This window comes from Pseudomonas sp. AGC41 (assembly GCF_057334555.1).
In genome coordinates, this window is record NZ_JBHFJB010000046.1 from 9477 (window position 1) to 30496 (window position 21020).

18 protein-coding genes and 2 tRNA genes are annotated in these 21020 nt (G+C 60.4%); 10 read left to right on the forward strand and 10 right to left on the reverse strand.

Annotated elements, in window-relative coordinates:
* Positions 1 to 167 precede the first annotated feature (167 nt).
* Positions 168 to 1493, forward strand: coding sequence for an APC family permease (locus tag ACE04F_RS09005; protein WP_486106007.1), 1326 nt, complete (start codon positions 168 to 170; stop codon positions 1491 to 1493).
* Positions 1494 to 1618: 125 nt separating this feature from the next.
* Here the strand turns inward: ACE04F_RS09005 and ACE04F_RS09010 are convergent.
* Positions 1619 to 1695: transfer RNA gene (locus tag ACE04F_RS09010), tRNA-Met, on the reverse strand.
* Between the two features lie 103 nt (positions 1696 to 1798).
* On the reverse strand, positions 1799 to 3856 hold the full coding sequence (locus ACE04F_RS09015) for a methyl-accepting chemotaxis protein (protein ID WP_434571833.1): 2058 nt from the start codon (positions 3854 to 3856) through the stop codon (positions 1799 to 1801).
* A gap of 334 nt (positions 3857 to 4190) precedes the next feature.
* Here ACE04F_RS09015 and ACE04F_RS09020 point away from each other — a divergent pair, with 334 nt between their 5' ends.
* From ACE04F_RS09020 to ACE04F_RS09030, 3 genes are all read left to right on the forward strand, one after another.
* Complete coding sequence (locus ACE04F_RS09020; protein WP_486106010.1) at positions 4191 to 5408, forward strand: MFS transporter; 1218 nt, start codon at positions 4191 to 4193, stop codon at positions 5406 to 5408.
* 166 nt (positions 5409 to 5574) lie between these two features.
* Positions 5575 to 6003: a DUF3592 domain-containing protein gene (locus ACE04F_RS09025; RefSeq protein ID WP_486106012.1), complete on the forward strand. Its 429-nt coding sequence runs from the start codon at positions 5575 to 5577 to the stop codon at positions 6001 to 6003.
* Positions 6004 to 6305: 302 nt separating this feature from the next.
* Entirely contained in the window at positions 6306 to 8381 is a 2076-nt protein-coding gene (locus ACE04F_RS09030; protein WP_486106014.1) for a calcium-binding protein, read from the forward strand.
* Between the two features lie 57 nt (positions 8382 to 8438).
* Here ACE04F_RS09030 and ychF read toward each other — a convergent pair whose 3' ends face one another.
* From ychF to ACE04F_RS09070, 8 genes are all read right to left on the reverse strand, one after another.
* Positions 8439 to 9539 carry a redox-regulated ATPase YchF gene (gene ychF, locus ACE04F_RS09035; RefSeq protein WP_060740647.1) on the reverse strand — a complete coding sequence of 367 codons (1101 nt, stop codon included), beginning with the start codon at positions 9537 to 9539 and terminating at the stop codon, positions 8439 to 8441.
* A gap of 22 nt (positions 9540 to 9561) precedes the next feature.
* The gene (pth, locus tag ACE04F_RS09040; RefSeq protein ID WP_047735973.1) at positions 9562 to 10146 is read right to left on the reverse strand and encodes an aminoacyl-tRNA hydrolase; all 585 of its coding nucleotides are present in this window, start codon (positions 10144 to 10146) and stop codon (positions 9562 to 9564) included.
* A 164-nt stretch (positions 10147 to 10310) separates the two neighbouring features.
* Positions 10311 to 10913 (reverse strand): 50S ribosomal protein L25/general stress protein Ctc, encoded by a 603-nt coding sequence (locus ACE04F_RS09045; RefSeq protein WP_186612429.1) that lies wholly within the window; start codon positions 10911 to 10913, stop codon positions 10311 to 10313.
* A 142-nt stretch (positions 10914 to 11055) separates the two neighbouring features.
* Entirely contained in the window at positions 11056 to 11997 is a 942-nt protein-coding gene (locus ACE04F_RS09050) for a ribose-phosphate pyrophosphokinase (RefSeq protein ID WP_003171603.1), read from the reverse strand.
* Between the two features lie 47 nt (positions 11998 to 12044).
* A tRNA-Gln gene (locus ACE04F_RS09055) sits at positions 12045 to 12119 on the reverse strand.
* Between the two features lie 37 nt (positions 12120 to 12156).
* Complete coding sequence (gene ispE / locus ACE04F_RS09060) at positions 12157 to 13008, reverse strand: 4-(cytidine 5'-diphospho)-2-C-methyl-D-erythritol kinase (RefSeq protein ID WP_486106017.1); 852 nt, start codon at positions 13006 to 13008, stop codon at positions 12157 to 12159.
* 1 nt (position 13009) lies between these two features.
* Positions 13010 to 13627, reverse strand: a complete 618-nt coding sequence (gene lolB, locus ACE04F_RS09065) for a lipoprotein insertase outer membrane protein LolB (protein WP_486106019.1) — start codon at positions 13625 to 13627, stop codon at positions 13010 to 13012.
* 3 nt (positions 13628 to 13630) lie between these two features.
* Positions 13631 to 15355: a tetratricopeptide repeat protein gene (locus ACE04F_RS09070; RefSeq protein WP_486106021.1), complete on the reverse strand. Its 1725-nt coding sequence runs from the start codon at positions 15353 to 15355 to the stop codon at positions 13631 to 13633.
* A 181-nt stretch (positions 15356 to 15536) separates the two neighbouring features.
* Here ACE04F_RS09070 and hemA point away from each other — a divergent pair, with 181 nt between their 5' ends.
* From hemA to ACE04F_RS09100, 6 genes are all read left to right on the forward strand, one after another.
* Positions 15537 to 16826 carry a glutamyl-tRNA reductase gene (gene hemA / locus ACE04F_RS09075; RefSeq protein ID WP_486106023.1) on the forward strand — a complete coding sequence of 430 codons (1290 nt, stop codon included), beginning with the start codon at positions 15537 to 15539 and terminating at the stop codon, positions 16824 to 16826.
* Positions 16823 to 17905 carry a peptide chain release factor 1 gene (gene prfA / locus ACE04F_RS09080; RefSeq protein ID WP_486106025.1) on the forward strand — a complete coding sequence of 361 codons (1083 nt, stop codon included), beginning with the start codon at positions 16823 to 16825 and terminating at the stop codon, positions 17903 to 17905. The genes hemA and prfA overlap by 4 nt, the downstream gene beginning before the upstream one ends.
* A 14-nt stretch (positions 17906 to 17919) precedes the next feature.
* Positions 17920 to 18750: a peptide chain release factor N(5)-glutamine methyltransferase gene (gene prmC, locus ACE04F_RS09085; protein WP_486106027.1), complete on the forward strand. Its 831-nt coding sequence runs from the start codon at positions 17920 to 17922 to the stop codon at positions 18748 to 18750.
* Entirely contained in the window at positions 18744 to 19499 is a 756-nt protein-coding gene (locus tag ACE04F_RS09090; RefSeq protein ID WP_486106029.1) for a molybdopterin-synthase adenylyltransferase MoeB, read from the forward strand. The genes prmC and ACE04F_RS09090 overlap by 7 nt, the downstream gene beginning before the upstream one ends.
* Entirely contained in the window at positions 19492 to 20283 is a 792-nt protein-coding gene (gene murI / locus ACE04F_RS09095) for a glutamate racemase (protein WP_486106031.1), read from the forward strand. The genes ACE04F_RS09090 and murI overlap by 8 nt, the downstream gene beginning before the upstream one ends.
* 113 nt (positions 20284 to 20396) lie before the next feature.
* Entirely contained in the window at positions 20397 to 20915 is a 519-nt protein-coding gene (locus ACE04F_RS09100) for an acyloxyacyl hydrolase (protein ID WP_486106032.1), read from the forward strand.
* Positions 20916 to 21020 lie beyond the last annotated feature (105 nt).

A 21020-nucleotide genomic window follows, 5' to 3' on the forward strand; every position in this document is an offset into this window, starting at 1 on the left:
CTGGATGGGTGAACGCCCGAGATCAACTGTGGGAGCGGGCCCGCCCGCGAAGGGGCCCTGAGCAGCAACAGCTCTTTGTTGAAAAAAACCAGAACAACAACGTAACACCCGAAAACTTGCGCCGAACTCGGCTCTGCCATAAATCCAATAATTCGGAGTAGTCGCTCATGGCTCGTTTACAACGCACCCTGTCATTGGGGTCGGTGGTGCTGTTCGGCATCGCTTATATGACACCGATCATTGTCCTCGGCACCTTCGGCATCCTCGCTCAATCCACCGCCGGCATGGTCCCCGCCGCTTACCTCGCGGCATTGGTGGCGATGTTTTTCACCGCGATGAGCTACGGCCGCATGGCCGCAGCGTTCCCCGTCGCCGGTTCGGCCTACAGCTACGTGCGCAAGGCGATCAGCCCGAAACTCGGGTTCATCGCCGGTTGGGCAGTGCTGCTCGATTATCTGTTCCTGCCCATGGCGATCTGGCTGATCGGCGCGGCCTACCTCCACTCCGCATTCCCGGCGGTGCCGCAGTGGATCTGGGTGCTGCTGTTCATCGGCATAACCAGTGCGATCAATATCGTCGGTCTGAAACTGGCCAACGGTATCAATGCGTTATTGATGCTGGTGCAGTTCCTGGTACTGATCGCCTTCGTTGCGCTGTGCGTTCATTACATCGGCGGTGACGCGAGCACACCGTTGTGGTCGGTCAAGCCGTTCTTCAACGGCGACATGCAGATGCCGCTGATCATGAGCGGCGCAGCCATCGCCTGTTATTCATTCCTCGGGTTCGACGCGGTCAGCACCTTGACCGAAGAAACCCGCGACCCGCGCCGGACCATTCCGCGCGCGATCATGCTGATCACCCTGATCGGCGGATTGATCTTCGTCAGCGTGTCGTATTTCGTGCAGGTCGCGCATCCGTCGGTCCAGTTCGACAGCGTCGATGCGGCGGCCTATGAAATTGCCCGCAATATCGGTGGCGACCTGTTCGTGTCGATCTTCCTGATCGGCCTGATCGTTGGCCAGTTCGCGTCGGGGCTGTCGGCTCAGGCCAGCGGCTCGCGCCTGTTGTTCGCCATGGGCCGTGACGGTGTGCTGCCAAAATCCTTCTTCGGCACCTTGCATCAGCGCTTCGGGACGCCGATCAACAGCATCCTGTTGTGCGCCGTGGTCGCGTTGCTGGCGCTGAAACTGGACGTCACCACCTCCACCTCATTCATCAATTTCGGCGCATTCCTGGCGTTCAGCCTGGTGAACCTGTCAGTGATCTTTCACTACTGGATCGGTGCAGAGAAGAAGGGCCCGCGTGAATTCGTATTGTTCCTGCTGTTCCCGTTCATAGGATTGGCTGCGGATGTCTGGCTGATGGTCAGCCTCGATCACCTGGCGATCTATCTGGGCCTGAGTTGGCTGGCGATCGGCGTGGTGTACCTGGCGGTGCTGACGGGCGGCTTCCAGCGCCAGCCACCGGAGATGGATTTCCAGGAAACTGCATAACCGCACTGCAACCTGGAGGGATATACGAAGGAGGGGAGAAGGAGATACAGCCAGAAACAAGAAAGCCCGCACTAGGCGGGCTTCTTGTTGTTCAAAGATACTCGAGAACATCTTTGAACAGGACTTGGTGGCTACACAGGGACTTGAACCCCGGACCCCAGCATTATGAATGCTATGCTCTAACCAACTGAGCTATGTAGCCAAGTGGCGCGCATTATTCGCTGGTAACGAAGATGTGTCAAGCGTGAATCAAAAATATTTCTCTGCGCTTTCAACCGCTTATCCGCCCTCGCCGGCAACGTGCGTCAGCCGAGTTGAAATCTCCCCGTGTTCGCGCTCAAGGCCTGGCTGCCTTGGCTCAATGTGTCCGCCGCCAGGTTCACGGCGCGGGCACCTTCCAGCAAGCGCATGGCGGCCTGATCGACCTGTTGGATATTGCCACTGACTTCGTCGGCGGTGCTGGCCTGTTCGTCAACCGCGGTGGCGATTTGTGCCAGGGTATCGGTGACACTTTGCACGGCGCTGGCAATTTCGCCCAGCCGTTCGCCTAGCCCGGTGACGGCCTGGGCGTCGGTCTGGGCTTGGCCGCAGGCGGCTTCCATCAGGCTGACGGCCTCGTTGACCGTGGCGCGCAGGCTGTCGACGGTGCCGGCAATCTGCTGCGTCGACGACTGGGTGCGCTGCGACAGGCTGCGCACTTCATCGGCAACCACGGCAAACCCGCGGCCTTGTTCGCCGGCGCGGGCGGCCTCGATGGCGGCGTTGAGCGCCAGCAGGTTGGTCTGCTCGGCCACGCCACGAATGGTGTCGACCACCAACTGGATCTGCTGGCCCTGCTCGCTGACCCGGCCCAGCGCCGCCGCGGTTTCGTTGAGACGCTGGTTGAGTTGCTGGATGCTCGCCGTGGTGCGCTGACTGTCGCGACTGCTGTCGGCGGCGATCTGGCGGGTCTGTTGGGCGCTGTCGGAGGCCTGTTCACAACTTCTCGCGACGCCTTGGGACGTCGCCGCCAGTTGCGTCGCGGCGGCGGCGATCTGGCTGATCTGTATCTGTTGTGCCTCGACCTCGCCCAGCGCCCCGCTGGAGTGGGTATTGAGGGTGCGCACGGCATCGCTCAGTTGCAGGGTCTCGTGGTCGACGCCCAGCAGGCTGTTGCGCAATTGCACCACGGCGACGTTGAGAGCGGTGCTGATCGCCGCCAGTTCGTCGCGGCCCTGCACCGGCACTTGCACGCTCAGGTTCCCGTCACGCAGGGCTTCGGCCAGCACGGTGATGCCGCTGGCGCTGCGCCGGATCGAAGTCTGCAGGCAGATGAACAGGTACAGCGCGGCCAGCAGCAGGCAGCCCAGCACGGTGGCCACCAAGGTGAATTGGCGGATCGCCGAGCTGTGATAATGCTCCAGCCGGGTATCCAGCGCGATCAACGATTGTTGGCGCAGGGTCGCCAGATCGAGGAGGAGGGCATCCATCTGTTTCTCGAAGCCTTCCGGCTTGAGATTGATGGCGCCGCCGAACACGCCGTCATCGAGGATTTTCAAACCGCCGTCGAGGTTTTTCAGGCTGCCCTGGAACTGGCCGGCCCAGGTTTGCAGCTCGCTGGGCAGGCGCGTTTCCAGCAGCGCACCGGTCTTGACCAACTGGTCCCGGGCATCGCCGATGCGGCTGCGCAAGTCGCGCAGTTGCAGGCGGCTCTGCAAAGTGAACTGGCCTGACACCACCGAGGCCTGGCCAACGCTGGCCAGGCGGCCGACACGTTCGATCAGGTCGGGTGTCTGCTGGGTCGAGATCTGGGTCAGCAGATAGGTTTCCAGCCAGGAGGCGAGCGTCAGGCGATTGTCCATGACGATCTGTTCACGCAACGCTTGCAGCGCGCCGAGGGCCGCGGTGAAACGATCATAGCCGTCCGGCCACCAACCGACGGTGCCGAGGCTTTTGGAATCCAGGCCGTTGAGGCTGGTTTGCAATGTCTGATAGCGGGCGAGCGTGTCGGCCTCCGCGCCTTCGGCTTGCAGGGTCGCGCCAAGGTCGCTGGCGGCCTGGTTGAGCGCCGGTTGCACGGCCTCGAACGCGGCCATGGCGGCCAGTGTCGCCGGGGTCGGTTGGCGGTTGGTTTCCGTTGCCCGCCAGCGCGCCGCGCGATTGCGTTGGGCGGCGAGCAGGTTGTCCAGGTTGTCCAGCGCCAGCAGCTGACGGACTCCGGCACGCTCTCCGGAAATCAGGTTGAGCTTGTCCCGGTAATCCTGGCCGATCAGCCACAGGCTGCCCATGAGCGGCAGGATGAACAACAGGAACAACAATTGGAATTTACGGGCGAAACCAAAATGCCCCAGCAACCGGATGCCCGGTGATAGAAAAGCCTGCATGCCCATACTCCCCTGAACACCTTTTGCACTGTTTTTGTGCATTTCGACACGCGTGTCGAAACAGGTGCCCTTTTAAAAGGCCTCGAAAGTTTGTCCAGGCTGGCTCTGTGGGCCTGCTCTGTAGCGAAACTTCCCATTCTCGGTCCCCTTTGTAAGGAGCCGCGTCGTAGAGCATAAACAAGGCAAGATTCAGACCATGGCGTTGCGCTATCACCTTGTTCGGCGACTATTTTTTATAGGTAGATAGCAAGCTAAGGGGATAGCCTTGCCGCACCGAAAAATGGCACATTGACGCACCTGCCCGTGTGCACCCATCCGCCGTATGGAAACCCCCATGGCTATCAGCAATACCCAGGCCGACACGACGTCGCCAGCCGCCACGCCTCAAAGCAGCCCGTTGGTCATGCGCATCATTGGTGCGGTGGCGCTGGCCCATCTGATCAATGACCTGATCCAGGCCGTGCTGCCGTCAATCTATCCGATGCTCAAGGAAAGCTACGGCCTGACGTTTACCCAGGTCGGCCTGATCACGCTGACCTTCCAGCTCACGGCCTCGCTGCTACAGCCCTGGGTGGGTTATCACACTGATCGGCACCCCAAGCCCTGGCTTCTGCCAGCGGGTACGATCTGTACCCTGGTTGGCATCGTGATGATGTCGATGGTCGGCAGTTTTGCCTTGATCCTGCTGGCGGCCGCACTGATCGGCATCGGCTCCTCGACGTTCCACCCCGAGGCATCGCGCGTGGCACGTCTGGCCTCCGGCGGCCGCTACGGTTTGGCGCAATCGACGTTTCAGGTGGGCGGGAACGCCGGCTCCGCCTTCGGGCCGTTGCTGGCGGCGGCGATCATCATTCCCTATGGGCAGGGCAACGTGGCCTGGTTTGGCTTGTTCGCGCTGTTCGCCTTGTTCGTGCTGTACCGCATCAGCCGCTGGTACGCCAATCACCTGAACCTGTTCAAGCTCAAGCAAGGCCAGGCGGCGACCCACGGCTTATCCAGGGGCCGGGTCTTGAGCGCCTTGGTGGTGCTGGGGTTGCTGGTGTTTTCCAAGTATTTCTACATGGCCAGTTTCACCAGCTACTTCACCTTCTACCTGATCGAGAAATTCGACCTGTCGGTGGCCTCGTCCCAATTGCACCTGTTCCTGTTTCTTGGCGCGGTAGCGGCCGGGACGTTTTTTGGCGGACCGATCGGTGACCGGATCGGACGCAAGGCGGTGATCTGGTTCTCGATCCTCGGCGTGGCGCCATTCACGCTGATCCTGCCCCACGTTGATCTGTTGTGGACCAGCATCCTCAGCGTGGTGATCGGCTTCATCCTGGCCTCGGCGTTCTCCGCCATCGTGGTGTATGCCCAGGAACTGGTGCCGGGCAATGTCGGGATGATTGCCGGCGTGTTCTTCGGCCTGATGTTCGGTTTTGGCGGGATTGGTGCCGCGCTGCTGGGGCATCTGGCTGACATTCGTGGCATCGAATATGTGTACTGGTTGTGCTCGTTCCTGCCGTTGCTCGGGGTGCTGGCGATTTTCCTGCCGAGGACCAAAAAGGCCTGAGGCGGGCGCAATGCTCCTTCCTGATATTCATTTCTGACCGTGGCGAGTTGAGCAAGCGGCCTCGCTACGGTCCTCAGACACTCGCGATAATCTGGCACGGATGCGGACGGTGAGGCTTCTTTGTTACTCTGAGCGCCTTCTATCATGGACGGATACTGGACAAGCTATGGCTGGACACGCCCCTTCACGCCTTGGACAAACACTGCTGGGCCTGCTCTTCGCCCTGATTGGCATTGTTTTGTTGGGCGGCACCGTTGTTCTCATCCTCGAACGCCACGAATTTCTCGCCCGAGCGCAGATCGCCGATGGCATCGTCAGTCGGTTGAATGCCGGTGGTTCTCACCCTGAAATCGCGTTCACTACCGGCAAAGGTGAAAAAATTTCCTACCCCCAGGGTGGCTTCATCTTCGGCTATGAGCCGGGGCAGCCGGTGCGAGTGTATTACTTGCCCGAGCAGCCGGCCGACAACCCCCTCATCGTTGATCGAGGCGCCCTGTGGGGGACGCCTGTGATGCTGGGGGCAATGGGGCTGTTCTTCACGCTGGTCGGCTCGCTGAAAGCCATCCGTCGCCACCGATCCGTAGCAGTCGCATAGTTCGAATACACGAATCAACTTCACCTGACTGTATCGTTGGTTCGCTCGATTCGCGGGAGCCAGTCGATGATGCCGGTCACCAGCACTCCCCGACGCCAGATCAGCCTCCTTTGGTCGTCTTCCTCCAGTCGCAAGTGAACTTGCCGCTCGTGGATATCTCCGTAAAAAAGCAATCATCTCGATCAGCTCCGACGAGGCCAGTGGCCACCAAAACCACTGGTCTTGCTCATGGTCGGGCGGCGTGCAAACCCTGATCGCTTTACTAGAGTGACGAATCCAGCACCCACTTAAAGGATTAAACCATGGCAACTACCGATAGCGCGGGGACCAGTTCCCATATCGTGAGAACGGGCCCGGGCACTGTCCAGGTCGACCTCACCGGCCAGTCCGATGACAACCAGAGCATCATTATCCAGCCGGACGGCAAGATACTGATTGGAGGTTATACCGAATACCTGGCATGGGGTTACCCCGGCGCGCCAGGCGAGGAAAGCTACGGCTACGAACAGAACCATTCGGTTGTTCGCCTGAACGCCGATGGCAGCCTGGATACCGGCTTCCATGAGGGCGGCGTCGACATTGTTCCTGCCACAATCGCCCCGTCGTCCCGCTACGAGCTGACGGCGGTGCAGGCCGATGGCAAGGTCCTTGTCGCTGTCGCGCTGAACACCGGCATACAGGTGGAACGCTTCAACAGCGATGGGACACGTGATGCAGCCTTTGGTCAGAACGGCGCCGTGACGGTCGCCATCAGCCACGACTTCAAGGACATCGACCTGACGGCCAACACGGATGGCACCTTCCAGGTCAGCGCGCGCGGGTTTGACCAGGCCTCTATCACCAAGATCGGCAATGACGGAACCTTCGTCGACGGCTTCGGCAACGCGGGCGTGCTGACCGTCAACATTGCCGAAGACCCGTATTTCAACGGAGCAATCTCTACTGCAGTGCAGGCCGATGGAGGTGTCGTGGTCGGGGCTGCCTACAATGCCGCCGGGGCGGGTGATCCGACGTTCGCATTACAGCGCTACAACCCCGACGGTCAATTGGACACTCGTTTCGGTGACAACGGTGTCCTGCACTTGAGCGCCGCGCTGGGTTTTGGCGAAGACTCGACCGTCACTGTGCAGGCTGATGGCAAGATCATTGTCATGGGCCATGCTCAAGGCGATACCTTGGCCACCATCGCGCGGCTTAACGCTGACGGGTCCTTCGACACCCAATTCGGCAATAATGGCAGGGTGACCTTCGAGGCCGACACGCCGGTGGCTTTGACGGTGCAGGCAGACGGCAGGATCCTGGCCGCCGGCACAAGCAATGGAGACTTCAGTGTCATCCGCTTCAACACCGATGGCAGTCTGGACAGCAGTTTCGGCAGCCAGGATGGCAAGCTCCATGTAGATGGCTACGCCGGTGAGGAAATCCTGCGGGGTACTGATGCCGCCGAAATCATCCACGGCCTGGCCGGAGACGATGTGCTCCAGGGCAACGGCGGGCGTGACGTTCTGCAAGGTGGCGCTGGCGCGGACATCTTCCGCTTTACCGAACTGAGCGACAGCTTCCGCACGGCTGCACTGAACAACAGCGACCGGGTCCGGGACTTCGATGTCTCGCAGGACCGCATCGACCTGATTGGCCTGGGCTTCACCGGGATTGGCGACGGCCATGACGGCACCTTGGCCATCCAGGCCAGCGCGGACGGCACCCGCACCTACCTCAAGAGCTACGACGCCGATGCCGCCGGGCAACGCTTTGAACTGTCCCTGGACGGCAATCTGGTAGGGCAACTGAACAGCACCAATCTGGTGCTCAGCGCGCCCATCATTGAAGGAACGTCGGCCAGCGATACGATCAGCGGTTCTGCCTTGTCGGAAGTCATCCAGGGCCTGGACGGCAACGACCGTATCAACGGCGGCGCTGGAGCGGATGTCATCATCGGCGGGAAGGGCGCCGACCGTCTGAACGGCGGCGACAGGGCCGACATTTCGTTGTGGACGGATAACCGTGAAAACGCCGACCTGTTCCGCTATCTCTCCATCGAAGACAGCTATCGCACCGACAGCCAGAGCTTTGCCGACCTGATCGAAGGCTTTACGGTTGACGATCGGATTGATGTATCGGCCTTGGGCTATACCGGCCTTGGAGACGGCACGGACGGCACGCTGAAGATGGCTTATAACGAGGAATTGAACCGCACTTATCTGAAGGATACGCAGGCCGATGCACAGGGGCACTGGTTCCAGATTGCGCTTGTCGGGGATTGGCGGGAAAGTCTTGGCGACGACAACATGGTCTTTGCTGCGTCTGTTGCTCCCGATGCCGAGTTAGGGCTGGTTGGGGTAGCGCCAGACGTCGATCAGTGGCATTTGTTGGGCTGACGTCCACACAAAAACACCGCGTGGCAGGCAGTCGCTGCCTCGCGGTGTTTTCTCATTTCAGACGTTGAAGCGGAAGTGCATCACGTCGCCGTCCTTGACGATGTACTCCTTGCCTTCCAGACGCCATTTGCCGGCTTCCTTGGCACCGGCCTCCCCCTTGTACTGGATGAAATCCGAGTAGGCGATGACTTCGGCGCGGATGAAGCCTTTTTCGAAGTCGGTGTGGATCACGCCGGCAGCTTGCGGGGCGGTAGCGCCAACACGTACGGTCCAGGCGCGGACTTCTTCGACACCGGCGGTGAAGTAGGTCTGCAGGTGAAGCATTTCGTAGCCGGCGCGGATCACGCGGTTCAGGCCAGGCTCTTCCAGGCCCAGGGCCTCGAGGAACATGTCTTTCTCTTCACCGTCGTCCAGCTCGGCGATTTCCGCTTCGATCTTGTTGCAGACCGGAACGACCATGGCGCCTTCTTCTTCGGCGATGGCCTTGACCACGTCCAGATGCGGGTTGTTCTCGAAACCGTCTTCAGCGACGTTGGCGATGTACATGACCGGCTTGGTGGTCAGCAAGTGGAAGCCCTTGATCACCAGTTTTTCATCGGTGCTCATGTTCTTCATCAGGCTGCGGGCAGGTTTGCCTTCAGTGAAGTGGGCGATCAATTGCTCAAGCAAGCCCTTCTGGACTACTGCGTCCTTGTCGCCGCCCTTGGCGTTGCGAGCGACTTTCTGCAGTTGTTTTTCGCAGCTGTCGAGGTCGGCAAAAATCAGTTCCAGGTCGATGATTTCGATGTCGCGTTTCGGGTCGACGCTGTTGGAAACGTGAATCACGTTTTCGTCTTCAAAGCAGCGCACCACATGGGCGATTGCATCGGTTTCACGGATGTTCGCCAGGAACTTGTTGCCCAGGCCTTCACCTTTCGAGGCGCCCGCCACCAGGCCGGCGATATCGACGAATTCCATGGTGGTCGGCAGGATGCGCTTGGGGTTGACGATGGCTGCGAGGGCTTCCAGGCGCGGGTCGGGCATCGGCACGATGCCGCTGTTCGGCTCGATGGTGCAGAAGGGGAAGTTCTCGGCCGCGATCCCGGATTTGGTCAGGGCGTTGAACAGGGTGGACTTGCCGACGTTAGGCAGGCCGACGATGCCGCAATTGAATCCCATGGTGTTTCCCCTCGGATAAGTGTCAAGCCTTCTGGCTGTGCAGGTTTTTCATCGCACGGTTCCATTCACCGGCGAGGATATCCGGCAGCACGCCGAGGGCAAAATCGATGCTGGCATCGAGTTTTTCCTGTTCGGCGCGAGGCGCACGACCCAGGACAAAGTTTGAAACCATACTGGCAACGCCCGGGTGGCCGATGCCGAGCCGCAGGCGATAGAACGTATTCTGATTGCCCAGTTGCGCGATGATGTCGCGCAACCCGTTGTGACCGCCATGGCCGCCGCCCTGCTTGAGCTTGGCAACGCCCGGAGGCAGATCGAGTTCGTCGTGGGCCACCAGGATTTCTTCAGGCTTGATGCGAAAGAAACCGGCCAATGCCGCCACGGCCTGGCCGCTGCGGTTCATGTAGGTGGTGGGAATCAACAGGCGAACATCCTGACCCTGATGCGAGAAGCGCCCGGTCAGGCCGAAATATTTGCGATCGGCAGCCAGGCTGACGCCTTGGGCGTGCGCAATGCGCTCAACAAAAAGGGCCCCTGCGTTATGCCGGGTCTGTTCGTATTCAGCGCCTGGATTTCCCAGGCCAACGATCAGTTTGATGGCAGTCACGATAGGGGCCCTTCCTGGAGTGTGGATAACATGTCGCGGTCAAGTGTGTGGCGACAACGAACGAAAATTGCGGATCTACCGTTAAGTAAACTTCGCGTTCTTGCCCGTTGTCTCGCTACGTTCCAGTCCGCGATGTTTCCGGTCACCCCGGCGACAGAGTGAAATTACTCTGCAGCGCCTTCTTCAGTAGCTTCTGGAGCAACACGTGGAGCGTGGACGTTGGCAACAGCCTTGTCATCACCGTGAGCCAGGGCAACAAACTCAACGCCTTTAGGAGCCTTGAGGTCGGACAGGTGAATGATCGTGCCGATTTCGGCGTCAGCCAGGTCGACTTCGATGAATTCAGGCAGGTCTTTCGGCAGGCAGGAAACTTCCAGCTCGGAAGTCACGTGCGAGATCTCGCCGCCTTTCTTGACCGGAGCAGCTTCGTTGATGAAGTGCACTGGAACAACAGCAGTCAGCTTCTGACCGGCAACAACGCGGACGAAGTCAGCGTGCATCACGTGGCCTTTGGCCGGGTGACGCTGCAGGGCTTTGATCACGACGTTTTGCTTGGTGCCACCAACGTTCAGCTCGATGATGTGGCTGTAGGCCGCTTCGTTTTCGAGCAGTTTGGCAACTTCTTTGGCCAGCATGCTGATGGACTCAGGGGCTTTGTCGCCACCGTAGACTACAGCTGGAACCAGGCTTGCGAGACGACGCAGGCGGCGGCTCGCACCTTTCCCCAGGTCGGAACGCACTTCAGCATTCAGAGTAAAATCGTTCATGTTGTATCTCCAAAATAGCCATGACCGAGTGGCGTTTGCGACCAGCGCCAGGCACGGTATGGGCAAAAAAGCCCCGCCCCGACAGGTGATGCCGGGGCGGGGCGCTTTTCGTCAACGAGACATCCTGGAAAGGGCAGGGCCCTTAACGGAACATCGCACTGATCGATTCTTCATTGCTGATGCGGCGAACCGCCTCGGCAACTACCGGTGCGATATCCAACTGACGGATACGCGCACAGGCTTGTGCAGCAGCGGACAGCGGGATGGTATTGGTAACCACCAGCTCGTCCAGCACGGAATTTTCAATGTTTTCGATCGCTCGACCCGACAGCACAGGGTGTGTGCAATAGGCAAAGACCTTGGCCGCGCCATGCTCTTTCAGGGCCTTGGCCGCGTGGCACAGGGTGCCGGCGGTATCGACCATGTCATCGACCAGAATACAGGTACGCCCTTCGACGTCGCCGATGATGTGCATCACTTCGGAGTGATTGGCTTTCTCACGGCGTTTGTCGATGATGCCCAGATCCACGCCGAGGGATTTGGCAACAGCCCGTGCACGCACGACGCCGCCGATATCCGGGGACACGATCATCAGGTTTTCGAAGCGCTGATCTTCAATGTCATCCACCAGGACCGGGGAGCCGTAGATGTTGTCCACGGGAATATCGAAGAAGCCCTGGATCTGGTCAGCATGCAGATCGACCGTGAGTACACGATCGATGCCGACCACGGTGAGCATATCGGCGACGACTTTCGCGCTGATAGCCACACGTGCGGAACGCGGACGGCGATCCTGACGGGCATAACCAAAGTAGGGAATAACAGCAGTAATACGAGTAGCCGAGGAGCGGCGGAAGGCATCAGCCATCACGACGAGTTCCATCAGGTTATCGTTGGTCGGAGCGCAAGTCGGCTGAATAATGAAGACGTCTTTACCGCGAACGTTTTCATTGATCTCGGCAGTGATTTCGCCGTCGGAGAACTTACCGACAGAAATGTCACCGAGAGGGATATGCAGCTGACGTACTACACGCCGAGCCAGATCGGGGTTAGCGTTCCCCGTAAAGACCATCATCTTGGACACGCGCAGTACCTGAAGGCTGAGGGTATACCTGGATGAGTATAGGAAAATGGCAGGGGCGGCTGGATTCGAACCAACGCATGGCAGGATCAAAACCTGCTGCCTTACCGCTTGGCGACGCCCCTGTATCTGTTGCTGCGAGTGCCCAGCACTCGATTCCTTTTAGAGCAGACTTTGCAGCTTGCGATGCAACATCGAAACGTTGCTTCCCTTTGCTACAAACCCTGTAAGGGTCTCTGTCAGAAGGGCCGAGACTTTATCAGCTTCAGCTTTGCTTGGGAAGCCCCCAAACACACAACTTCCAGTTCCGGTGAGTTTTGCTTCGGTAAATTTACCTAACAAATTCAAAGCGTTACGAACATCTGGATAACGCCTTGCTACCACCGGTAAGCAGTCATTTCGACTGTTTCCCTTGGGAACGGGGCGCACTTTAATGGGCTCCGAGTTACGTGTCAACAGCGGATCTGAAAAAATTTCTGCTGTACTTACAGATACTTGCGGCACCAGTACCAGATACCAGGGTTCTTCGGGTTCCACGGGCGTGAGTTTTTCCCCAACGCCCTCGGCAAAAGCCGCGTGGCCATGCACGAAAACCGGCACGTCGGCGCCCAGTGTCAGGCCCAGCGCTGCCAGGCGATCCAGGTCCCAGCCAAGCTGCCACAAATGGTTGAGGCCCAGCAGAGTCGTCGCCGCATTCGAACTGCCGCCACCGATGCCGCCGCCCATGGGCAGGATTTTTTCGATCCAGATGTCGATGCCCAACGAAGAACCGGATTGCTCCTGGAGTTTTTTCGCGGCCTTGACGATCAGGTTGCTGTCATGGGGTACGCCGTCGAATTCGGTGTGAAGATGGATGACGCCGTCATCGCGTACGGCAAAGGTGATCTCGTCGCCGTAGTCGAGGAACTGAAAAATCGTCTGCAATTCGTGGTAACCGTCCGGACGCCGGCCGAGGATATGCAGCATCAGGTTGAGCTTGGCCGGGGAGGGCAGCGTCAGGCGTGTTGCGCTCATGTCATTGCCCCAGCTTGCGCGGCTGCCATTGCTTGATGACCAGCGTGACGTCGAGGTTGCTGCCGTGCAGCTTGATGCGCTCGGGCAACCAGTAACCGTTCTGCTGCGCATAACTGAGGTATTCGATCTGCCAGTCGTCCTGCTCCAGGTTGGCCAGGCGGCTATCGGCATCCAGGGTCAGGCGGCTCTTGCTGTCCGGTGCTGGAAGACCGCGAACCCACCAGGTGAGGTGCGATACCGGCAGTTTCCAACCCAGTTGTTCTTCCAGCAGCGCCTCGGGGCTGGGCGCCTCGTAGCGTCCCTGGTTGGCGACTTCCAGCGAAACCTGGCCCGGCCGACCGGTCAACCGTGCCGCGCCACGACCCAGCGGGCCGGAAAGGCGAATGTCGTAGTAATCCTGGCGTTGCAGCCAGAACAAGGTGCCGCTGCCTGAGTCTTTTGGCGCGCGAATGCCGATCTTGCCGTCGATCTGCCAGCCGTCGAGGCCGCTCAGTTGTTCCTTGTGCACGCGCCACTGGGCCTGGTTGCCTTGGCCCTGGACGGATTCACGGGCGCCGAAGCCCGCGCAACCGGCGAGCAGGGCGATGAAGCTGAAGACAATGAAGTGGCGCAAAAACATGGCTTAAAGAGTCTCTGATCCGGTCAGGCGTTTGATGGTGCTGCGCAGAATCGGGCTGTCGGGCTGTTCCTTGAGGAATTTGCTCCAGATCTGCCGGGCTTCGCGCTGTTTGCCGTTGGCCCACAGGACTTCCCCCAGGTGAGCGGCGACTTCCTGATCGGGAAAGCGCTCCAGGGCTTGGCGCAGCAGGCGTTCGGCTTCGTCGAGATTGCCCAGCCGGAAGTTCACCCAGCCAAGGCTGTCGAGCACGGCAGGGTCTTCCGGATTGATCTGATGGGCTTTCTCGATCAGCACCTTGGCTTCATCGTAGCGGGTGGTGCGATCCGACAAGGTGTAGCCGAGGGCGTTGAGGGCCATGGCGTTGTCGGGGTCACGCTGGATGATCAGACGCAGGTCCTTTTCCATCTGGGCCAGGTCATTGCGTTTTTCCGCCAGCATGGCGCGGGTGTACAGCAGGTTCAGGTCGTCCGGGTATTGCTTCAAGGCTTGTTGCAGCACGGCCCAGGCTTTGTCGCTCTGGTTGTTGGCCGCCAGGGTCTCGGCCTCGATCAGGTAGAGCTGGATGCCGTAGTCCGGCTGGGTGTCGCGCTGGATGGCCAGGCGACTCTGGGCCTCGGCCGCCCGGCCGTTGCCGATCAGGATGTCGGCCTGGCGCAACTGCGCGGGCAGGTAGTCGTTGCCCGGGCCGACCTGGGCGTACTCGATCAGCGCGCTTTCGGGGTCGTTGCGTTCTTCGGCGATGCGCCCCAGGTTCAGGTGGGCCGAATCGACGTGGCTCTCGCGGGCGATCAGGTCTTCCAGGTAACCCTTGGCTTCTTCCCAGGCCTTGGCTTCCAGGCAGACCAGCGCCAGCGAATAGCGCAGGTCGTCGTCTTCAGGGTATTGCTGGACCAGGCTGGAGAACTCGACCTTGGCGTCGTCCATGCGGTTGTTTTCCACCAGCATGCGCGCATAGGTGAGGCGCAGGCGTTTGTCGTCCGGGTATTTCTTGATGCTTTTTTCCATCAGCGGCAGGGCTTCATCGCCGCGATTCATGCTTTGCAAGAGGCGGGCGCGCAACAGGATCGGCGCCACTTCGCCGGGTTCCGGCGGGTTGTCCTCCAGTAGCGTGAGGGCGCCCTGGGAGTCGCCGTTCTGTTGCAATAGCAAGGCCTTGCCGAAAATCAGCTGCCCGTTGTTCGGATGACGCTGCAGCAGGCGGTCGAAACTCTTCATCAAGCCGTCGCGGGTCTCCTGGTCGGTGTCGGCCGCAGACAGCGCGAGGAAGTCGAAATGGGTATCGCCCTTGCCCAGCAGGACTTTCTCCATGTACATCATGGAATCGTCGTAACGGCCGGCGCGCGCCAGTTGCACGGCGGCGGCGCGTTGCGCTTCGAGATCGTCCGGGGCGTTCCTGGCCCAGATCAGCGCCGTATCCAGCGCGGGCTGGTCGGCCCCCAGGTATTCGGCAATGCGAAAGGCCCGCTCGGAGATGCCCGGATCCTGGGTATTGATGGCCTGGGTCACGTAGTTGTCCAGGGCAATATCGAAGCGATTGCGCTGGCCGGCCAGTTCGGCGCTCAACAGGCTGAAGACGGTTTCTTCGCTGAACGATCCGTAGACCTTGGGCTTTTCGGGGGCCGGGGTGCTGTCTTCGACCGGTGGCGTACCGTCCGTCGAGACGGGAGCCACGGACTGGCAGCCGCCGAGGAAGGCAAAAGCGAGGAGCAACGCAAAAGATCTATTCATATAGGAAGAGGGCGACTAACCTGCGGTCGGATCATCATGACACAAGCCATCGGCCAAACATAACCGAGTCTCGGTGGATGCCTCATAGGCACAGGTAATTGTGACAATAGTCGGTGGTGGTTGTTCTGAATCTGACGAAGTAGGACAATTGCCGGCTTCACGTCACCATCAGCGACCTTGAATGGCCTTCCTTGCACTTGGTATCAACCACAAGACTGCTTCAGTAGACGTCCGCGAGCGCGTGGCCTTTACGCCTGAGCAGCTGGTGGAGGCCCTGCAGCAGCTCTGCCGACTCACCGACAGCCGGGAAGCGGCGATTCTTTCCACCTGCAATCGCAGCGAGCTTTATATAGAGCAGGATCACGTTTCGGCCGATTTGGTGCTGCGCTGGCTGGCCCAATACCACGATCTGAGCCTTGAAGAGCTGCGTGCCAGTGCCTATGTGCATGAGGATGATGCGGCAGTTCGTCACATGATGCGCGTCGCCTCCGGGCTCGATTCGCTGGTGCTGGGCGAACCGCAGATTCTCGGCCAGATGAAATCGGCTTACGCCGTGGCCCGCGAAGCCGGAACGGTTGGCCCGTTGCTGGGGCGTCTGTTCCAGGCCACCTTCAATGCCGCCAAGCAAGTACGCACCGACACCGCCATTGGCGAAAACCCGGTTTCTGTGGCGTTTGCCGCCGTCAGCCTGGCGAAACAGATTTTCAGTGACTTGCAACGCAGCCAGGCGCTGCTGATCGGCGCCGGCGAGACTATCACCCTGGTCGCCCGCCACCTGCACGACCTCGGCGTGAAGCGCATCGTGGTTGCCAACCGCACCCTGGAGCGCGCCAGCACCTTGGCCGAGCAGTTCGGCGCCCATGCGGTGTTGCTCTCGGATATCCCCGCCGAGCTGGTGCACAGCGACATCGTCATCAGCTCCACCGCCAGTCAATTGCCGATCCTGGGCAAGGGCGCGGTGGAAAGTGCCCTGAAGCTGCGCAAGCACAAGCCGATCTTCATGGTCGATATCGCCGTTCCCCGCGACATCGAGCCGGAAGTTGGCGAACTCGACGACGTTTACCTCTACAGTGTCGATGACCTGCACGAGGTCGTCGCCGAGAACCTCAAGAGCCGTCAGGGCGCGGCCCAGGCGGCGGAGGAAATGATCACCGTCGGCGCCGAGGACTTCATGGTGCGCCTGCGTGAGCTGGCGGCGGTGGATGTGCTCAAGGCATATCGTCAGCAAAGCGAGCGGCTGCGCGACGAAGAACTGCAAAAGGCCCAGCGCCTGCTGGCCAACGGCGGCAGCGCCGAAGAGGTGCTGGTGCAACTGGCGCGTGGCCTGACCAATAAACTGCTTCACGCGCCCAGCGTCCAGCTCAAGAAGCTGACCGCCGAAGGCCGCCTCGATGCGCTGGCCATGGCCCAGGAACTTTTCGCCCTCGGTGAAGCTTCACCGGATGGCTTATCGGATAAGAAACCGCAATGAAAGCGTCACTGCTCAATAAGCTGGATATTCTCCAGGACCGTTTCGAGGAACTGACCGCCTTGCTGGGCGATGGTGAAGTCATTTCCGACCAGAACAAATTCCGCAGCTACTCCAAGGAGTACGCGGAAGTCGAGCCGATCGTTGCGACCTACAAGCAGTTGCTCAAGGTGCAAAGCGACCTCGAGGGCGCCCAGGCGCTGCTCAAGGACAGCGATCCGGACCTGCGCGAGATGGCCGTGGAAGAAGTTCGCGAAGCCAAGGAGCAACTGGTCGAGCTGGAGAGCAACCTGCAGCGCATGTTGCTGCCCAAGGACCCGAACGACGGGCGCAACGTGTTCCTCGAAATCCGTGCCGGCACCGGCGGCGACGAGGCGGCGATTTTTTCCGGCGACCTGTTCCGCATGTATTCGCGCTACGCCGAGCGTCGCGGCTGGCGGGTCGAGATTCTCTCGGAAAACGAAGGCGAACACGGCGGTTATAAAGAAGTTATCGCCCGGGTCGAGGGCGATAACGTCTATGGCAAGTTGAAGTTCGAGTCCGGCGCCCACCGCGTACAACGCGTGCCGGCCACCGAATCCCAAGGGCGGATCCATACGTCCGCCTGTACCGTGGCGGTATTGCCCGAGCCGGACGAACAGGAAGCCATCGAGATCAACCCGGCGGACTTGCGGGTCGACACCTACCGTTCCTCCGGCGCGGGCGGCCAGCACGTGAACAAGACCGACTCGGCTATCCGCATCACTCACTTGCCGTCGGGCATCGTGGTGGAATGCCAGGAAGAGCGCTCCCAACACAAGAACCGCGCGCGGGCGATGGCCTGGTTGTCGGCCAAGCTCAACGACCAGCAGACCAGCGCCGCCGCCAACGCCATCGCCAGTGAGCGCAAGTTACTGGTGGGCTCGGGCGACCGTTCCGAGCGGATCCGTACCTACAACTTTGCCCAAGGCCGGGTTACCGACCACCGTGTCAACCTGACCCTGTATTCCCTCGACGAAATTCTTGCCGGTGGTGTCGACGCGGTCATCGAGCCCTTGCTCGCTGAATACCAGGCCGACCAGCTGGCCGCGATTGGCGAGTAAGCAGAGGTAAACCCATGACCATCATCGCCAGTTTGCTTCGCGCCGCCGAATTGCCGGATTCGCCCACCCCACGGCTCGACGCCGAGCTATTGCTGGCCGCCGCCCTGGGCAAGTCCCGTAGCTTCCTGCACACCTGGCCCGAGCGAATCGTGCCGAGCGAGGCGGCGCTGTTGTTTTCCGAATACTTGCGTCGCCGTCGCTCCGGCGAACCGGTGGCCTATATTCTCGGCCAGCAAGGCTTCTGGAAGCTCGACCTGGAAGTCGCGCCCCATACACTGATCCCGCGACCCGACACTGAACTGTTGGTCGAGACCGCACTGGCATTGCTGCCAGCCATACCCGCCCGGGTCCTCGACCTTGGCACCGGCAGCGGCGCGATTGCCCTGGCGCTGGCCAGCGAGCGCCCGGCCTGGAAAGTCACGGCGGTCGACCGGGTGCTGGAAGCCGTGGCCCTGGCCGAACGCAATCGCCAGCGCCTGGGCCTGCGTAATGCCACGGTGCTGAGCAGCCATTGGTTCAGCGCCTTGGAAGGCGAGCGTTTCGACCTGATCATCAGTAACCCTCCTTATATCGCCGCCAGCGATCCGCACCTGGCCGAGGGCGATGTGCGTTTCGAGCCGGCCAGTGCACTGGTGGCGGGGCCGGACGGTCTCGACGACTTGCGTGCGATCATCGCCCAGGCCCCGGATCATCTCGGGGCGGGTGGCTGGCTGATGCTGGAGCACGGTTACGACCAGGCCGAGGCGGTGCTTGGACTGTTGCAAGAGCAAGGGTTCGCCGAGGTCCACAGTCGCAAGGATCTGGGTAATCACGAACGTATCAGCCTGGGACGCCTGCCGTGCTGAATGATCAAGAGCTGCTGCGCTACAGTCGCCAGATTCTGTTGCAGCACATCGACATCGATGGGCAACTGCGCCTCAAGCAGGGCCGCGTATTGATCATCGGCCTGGGTGGCCTGGGTGCACCGGTAGCGTTATACCTGGCCGCCGCTGGGGTCGGCGAGTTGCACCTGGCGGATTTCGATACGGTGGACCTGACCAACCTTCAGCGACAGATTATTCACGACACCGATAGCGTCGGCCTCACCAAGGTCGATTCGGCGGTGCGTCGCCTGGCCGCCATCAATCCCGAGGTTCGCCTGGTTTCCCATTCGGCCGCCATGGATGAAGACTCCCTGGCCGGCGCGGTGGCGGCGGTGGATGTGGTGCTCGACTGTTCCGACAACTTCGCCACCCGCGAGGCCGTAAACGCGGCGTGTGTCGCCGCTACCAAGCCACTGGTCAGCGGCGCGGCGATTCGCCTGGAAGGGCAGCTGTCAGTATTCGACCCGCGTCGCCCCGAAAGCCCTTGCTATCACTGTCTTTACGGGCACGGCAGCGAAGCCGAGCTGACCTGCAGCGAAGCCGGTGTGCTTGGGCCGCTGGTGGGTTTGGTGGGCAGTCTCCAGGCGCTCGAAGCCTTGAAGTTGCTGGCGGGTTTCGGTGAGCCGCTGGTGGGGCGCCTGCTGCTGATCGATGCTTTGGGCACGCGCTTTCGTGAATTACGCGTCAAACGCGATCCTGGCTGCAGTGTCTGCGGTAACCGGCATGCGTGAAGCGCCGGTCGGTGTGTTCGACTCGGGTGTCGGCGGGCTGTCGGTGCTGGGGGAAATCCGTCGGCTGTTGCCCAATGAGTCGCTGCTGTACGTTGGCGACTGCGGGCATATTCCCTATGGTGAAAAAAGTCCGGAGTTCATTCGGCAGCGTTGCGCGGTCATAGCCGATTTTTTTCGGCGCGAGGGCGCCAAGGCGCTGGTGGTGGCCTGCAATACGGCGACAGTCGCCGGGGTGAGTGACCTGCGTCGCGACTACCCCGACTGGCCCATCGTCGGTATGGAGCCGGCGGTCAAGCCGGCCGCCGCCGCTACCCGAAGCGGCATTGTCGGTGTGCTGGCGACAACAGGCACCTTGCAGAGCGCCAAATTTGCCGCGTTGCTCGACCGCTTCGCCACGGATGTCCGCGTGATCACCCAGCCTTGTCCGGGGCTGGTGGAATTGATCGAGGCGGGCGACCTGCACAGCCCGGCCTTGCACCAGTTGCTGCAAGGCTACGTCAGCCCATTGCTAGCGGCTGGCTGCGACACGCTGATCCTCGGCTGTACCCACTATCCATTCCTCAAACCGCTGCTCAAACAGATGGTTCCGGCCTCTATCAGCCTGATCGACACGGGTGCCGCCGTGGCCCGGCAACTTCAGCGGCTGCTGGCGGAGCGGGCGCTATTGGCGGACGGGCCTGCCAGCGAAACTCAATTCTGGAGTAGCGCTGATCCGATACATTTAAGAAAAATCCTACCGATGCTATGGAATTCGTCTGGCATTGTGCGAAGCTTCGTCCTGTAAAAAAACGTGAAAAATATGTGAATCGAGCTGAACTTCTGATTTAGCGTGGATTTCTATAGCTGTGTCTGTTTGTAAGAAAAACTAACTAAGGCTGTCGGAAAAGGATGTTTCTAATGAAGCGTTTATTCTGCTTTGCCGCATTTGCGGCTGCGTTGCTGGGGCACACATACACCGCACAGGCTGCGGGCGTGGAGTTCGGGGTCGGCCAGACCGGCGACTCGACCATGACCTATCGCCTGGGCATGCAATTCGACTGGGATAAGAGCTGGCTGCAGAGCGACGTGGGTCGCCTGACCGGTTATTGGAGCGGTGCCTATACGTACTGGGAGGGGGACGAAACTTCGAGCAACCACAGCCTGTCGTTCTCGCCAGTCCTGGTGTACGAGTTTGCCGGTCAGAACGTGAAGCCTTACATCGAGGCGGGTATCGGTGTTGCGCTGTTTGAAAACACTGAAATCGAAAGCAACAAGCTCGGCACAGCGTTCCAGTTTGAAGATCGCATCGGTTTGGGCCTGCGCTTCAATGGCGGGCATGAGGTCGGCATCCGTGCCACTCACTATTCCAACGCTGGCATCAAATCGGCCAATGACGGTGTGGAAAGCTACGCACTGCATTACACAATGCCGCTGTAAACACTTGGGCACTGTGGGAGCGAGCCTGCTCGCGAAGCGTTGGGTCAGCCGGGTTTATATTGGCTGGCCCAACACATTCGCGAGCAGGCTCGCTCCCACATAAAA

Excerpts from the sequence above, each read along its gene's own strand:
- ACE04F_RS09005 (WP_486106007.1), top strand. The coding sequence starts at position 168 with ATGGCTCGTTTACAACGCACCCTGTCATTGGGGTCGGTGGTGCTGTTC.
- ACE04F_RS09015 (WP_434571833.1), bottom strand. The coding sequence starts at position 3,856 with ATGCAGGCTTTTCTATCACCGGGCATCCGGTTGCTGGGGCATTTTGGT.
- ACE04F_RS09020 (WP_486106010.1), top strand. The coding sequence starts at position 4,191 with ATGGCTATCAGCAATACCCAGGCCGACACGACGTCGCCAGCCGCCACG.
- ACE04F_RS09025 (WP_486106012.1), top strand. The coding sequence starts at position 5,575 with ATGGCTGGACACGCCCCTTCACGCCTTGGACAAACACTGCTGGGCCTG.
- ACE04F_RS09030 (WP_486106014.1), top strand. The coding sequence starts at position 6,306 with ATGGCAACTACCGATAGCGCGGGGACCAGTTCCCATATCGTGAGAACG.
- ychF (WP_060740647.1), bottom strand. The coding sequence starts at position 9,539 with ATGGGATTCAATTGCGGCATCGTCGGCCTGCCTAACGTCGGCAAGTCC.
- ACE04F_RS09045 (WP_186612429.1), bottom strand. The coding sequence starts at position 10,913 with ATGAACGATTTTACTCTGAATGCTGAAGTGCGTTCCGACCTGGGGAAA.
- ispE (WP_486106017.1), bottom strand. The coding sequence starts at position 13,008 with ATGAGCGCAACACGCCTGACGCTGCCCTCCCCGGCCAAGCTCAACCTG.
- lolB (WP_486106019.1), bottom strand. The coding sequence starts at position 13,627 with ATGTTTTTGCGCCACTTCATTGTCTTCAGCTTCATCGCCCTGCTCGCC.
- ACE04F_RS09070 (WP_486106021.1), bottom strand. The coding sequence starts at position 15,355 with ATGAATAGATCTTTTGCGTTGCTCCTCGCTTTTGCCTTCCTCGGCGGC.
- hemA (WP_486106023.1), top strand. The coding sequence starts at position 15,537 with ATGGCCTTCCTTGCACTTGGTATCAACCACAAGACTGCTTCAGTAGAC.
- prfA (WP_486106025.1), top strand. The coding sequence starts at position 16,823 with ATGAAAGCGTCACTGCTCAATAAGCTGGATATTCTCCAGGACCGTTTC.
- prmC (WP_486106027.1), top strand. The coding sequence starts at position 17,920 with ATGACCATCATCGCCAGTTTGCTTCGCGCCGCCGAATTGCCGGATTCG.
- murI (WP_486106031.1), top strand. The coding sequence starts at position 19,492 with ATGCGTGAAGCGCCGGTCGGTGTGTTCGACTCGGGTGTCGGCGGGCTG.
- ACE04F_RS09100 (WP_486106032.1), top strand. The coding sequence starts at position 20,397 with ATGAAGCGTTTATTCTGCTTTGCCGCATTTGCGGCTGCGTTGCTGGGG.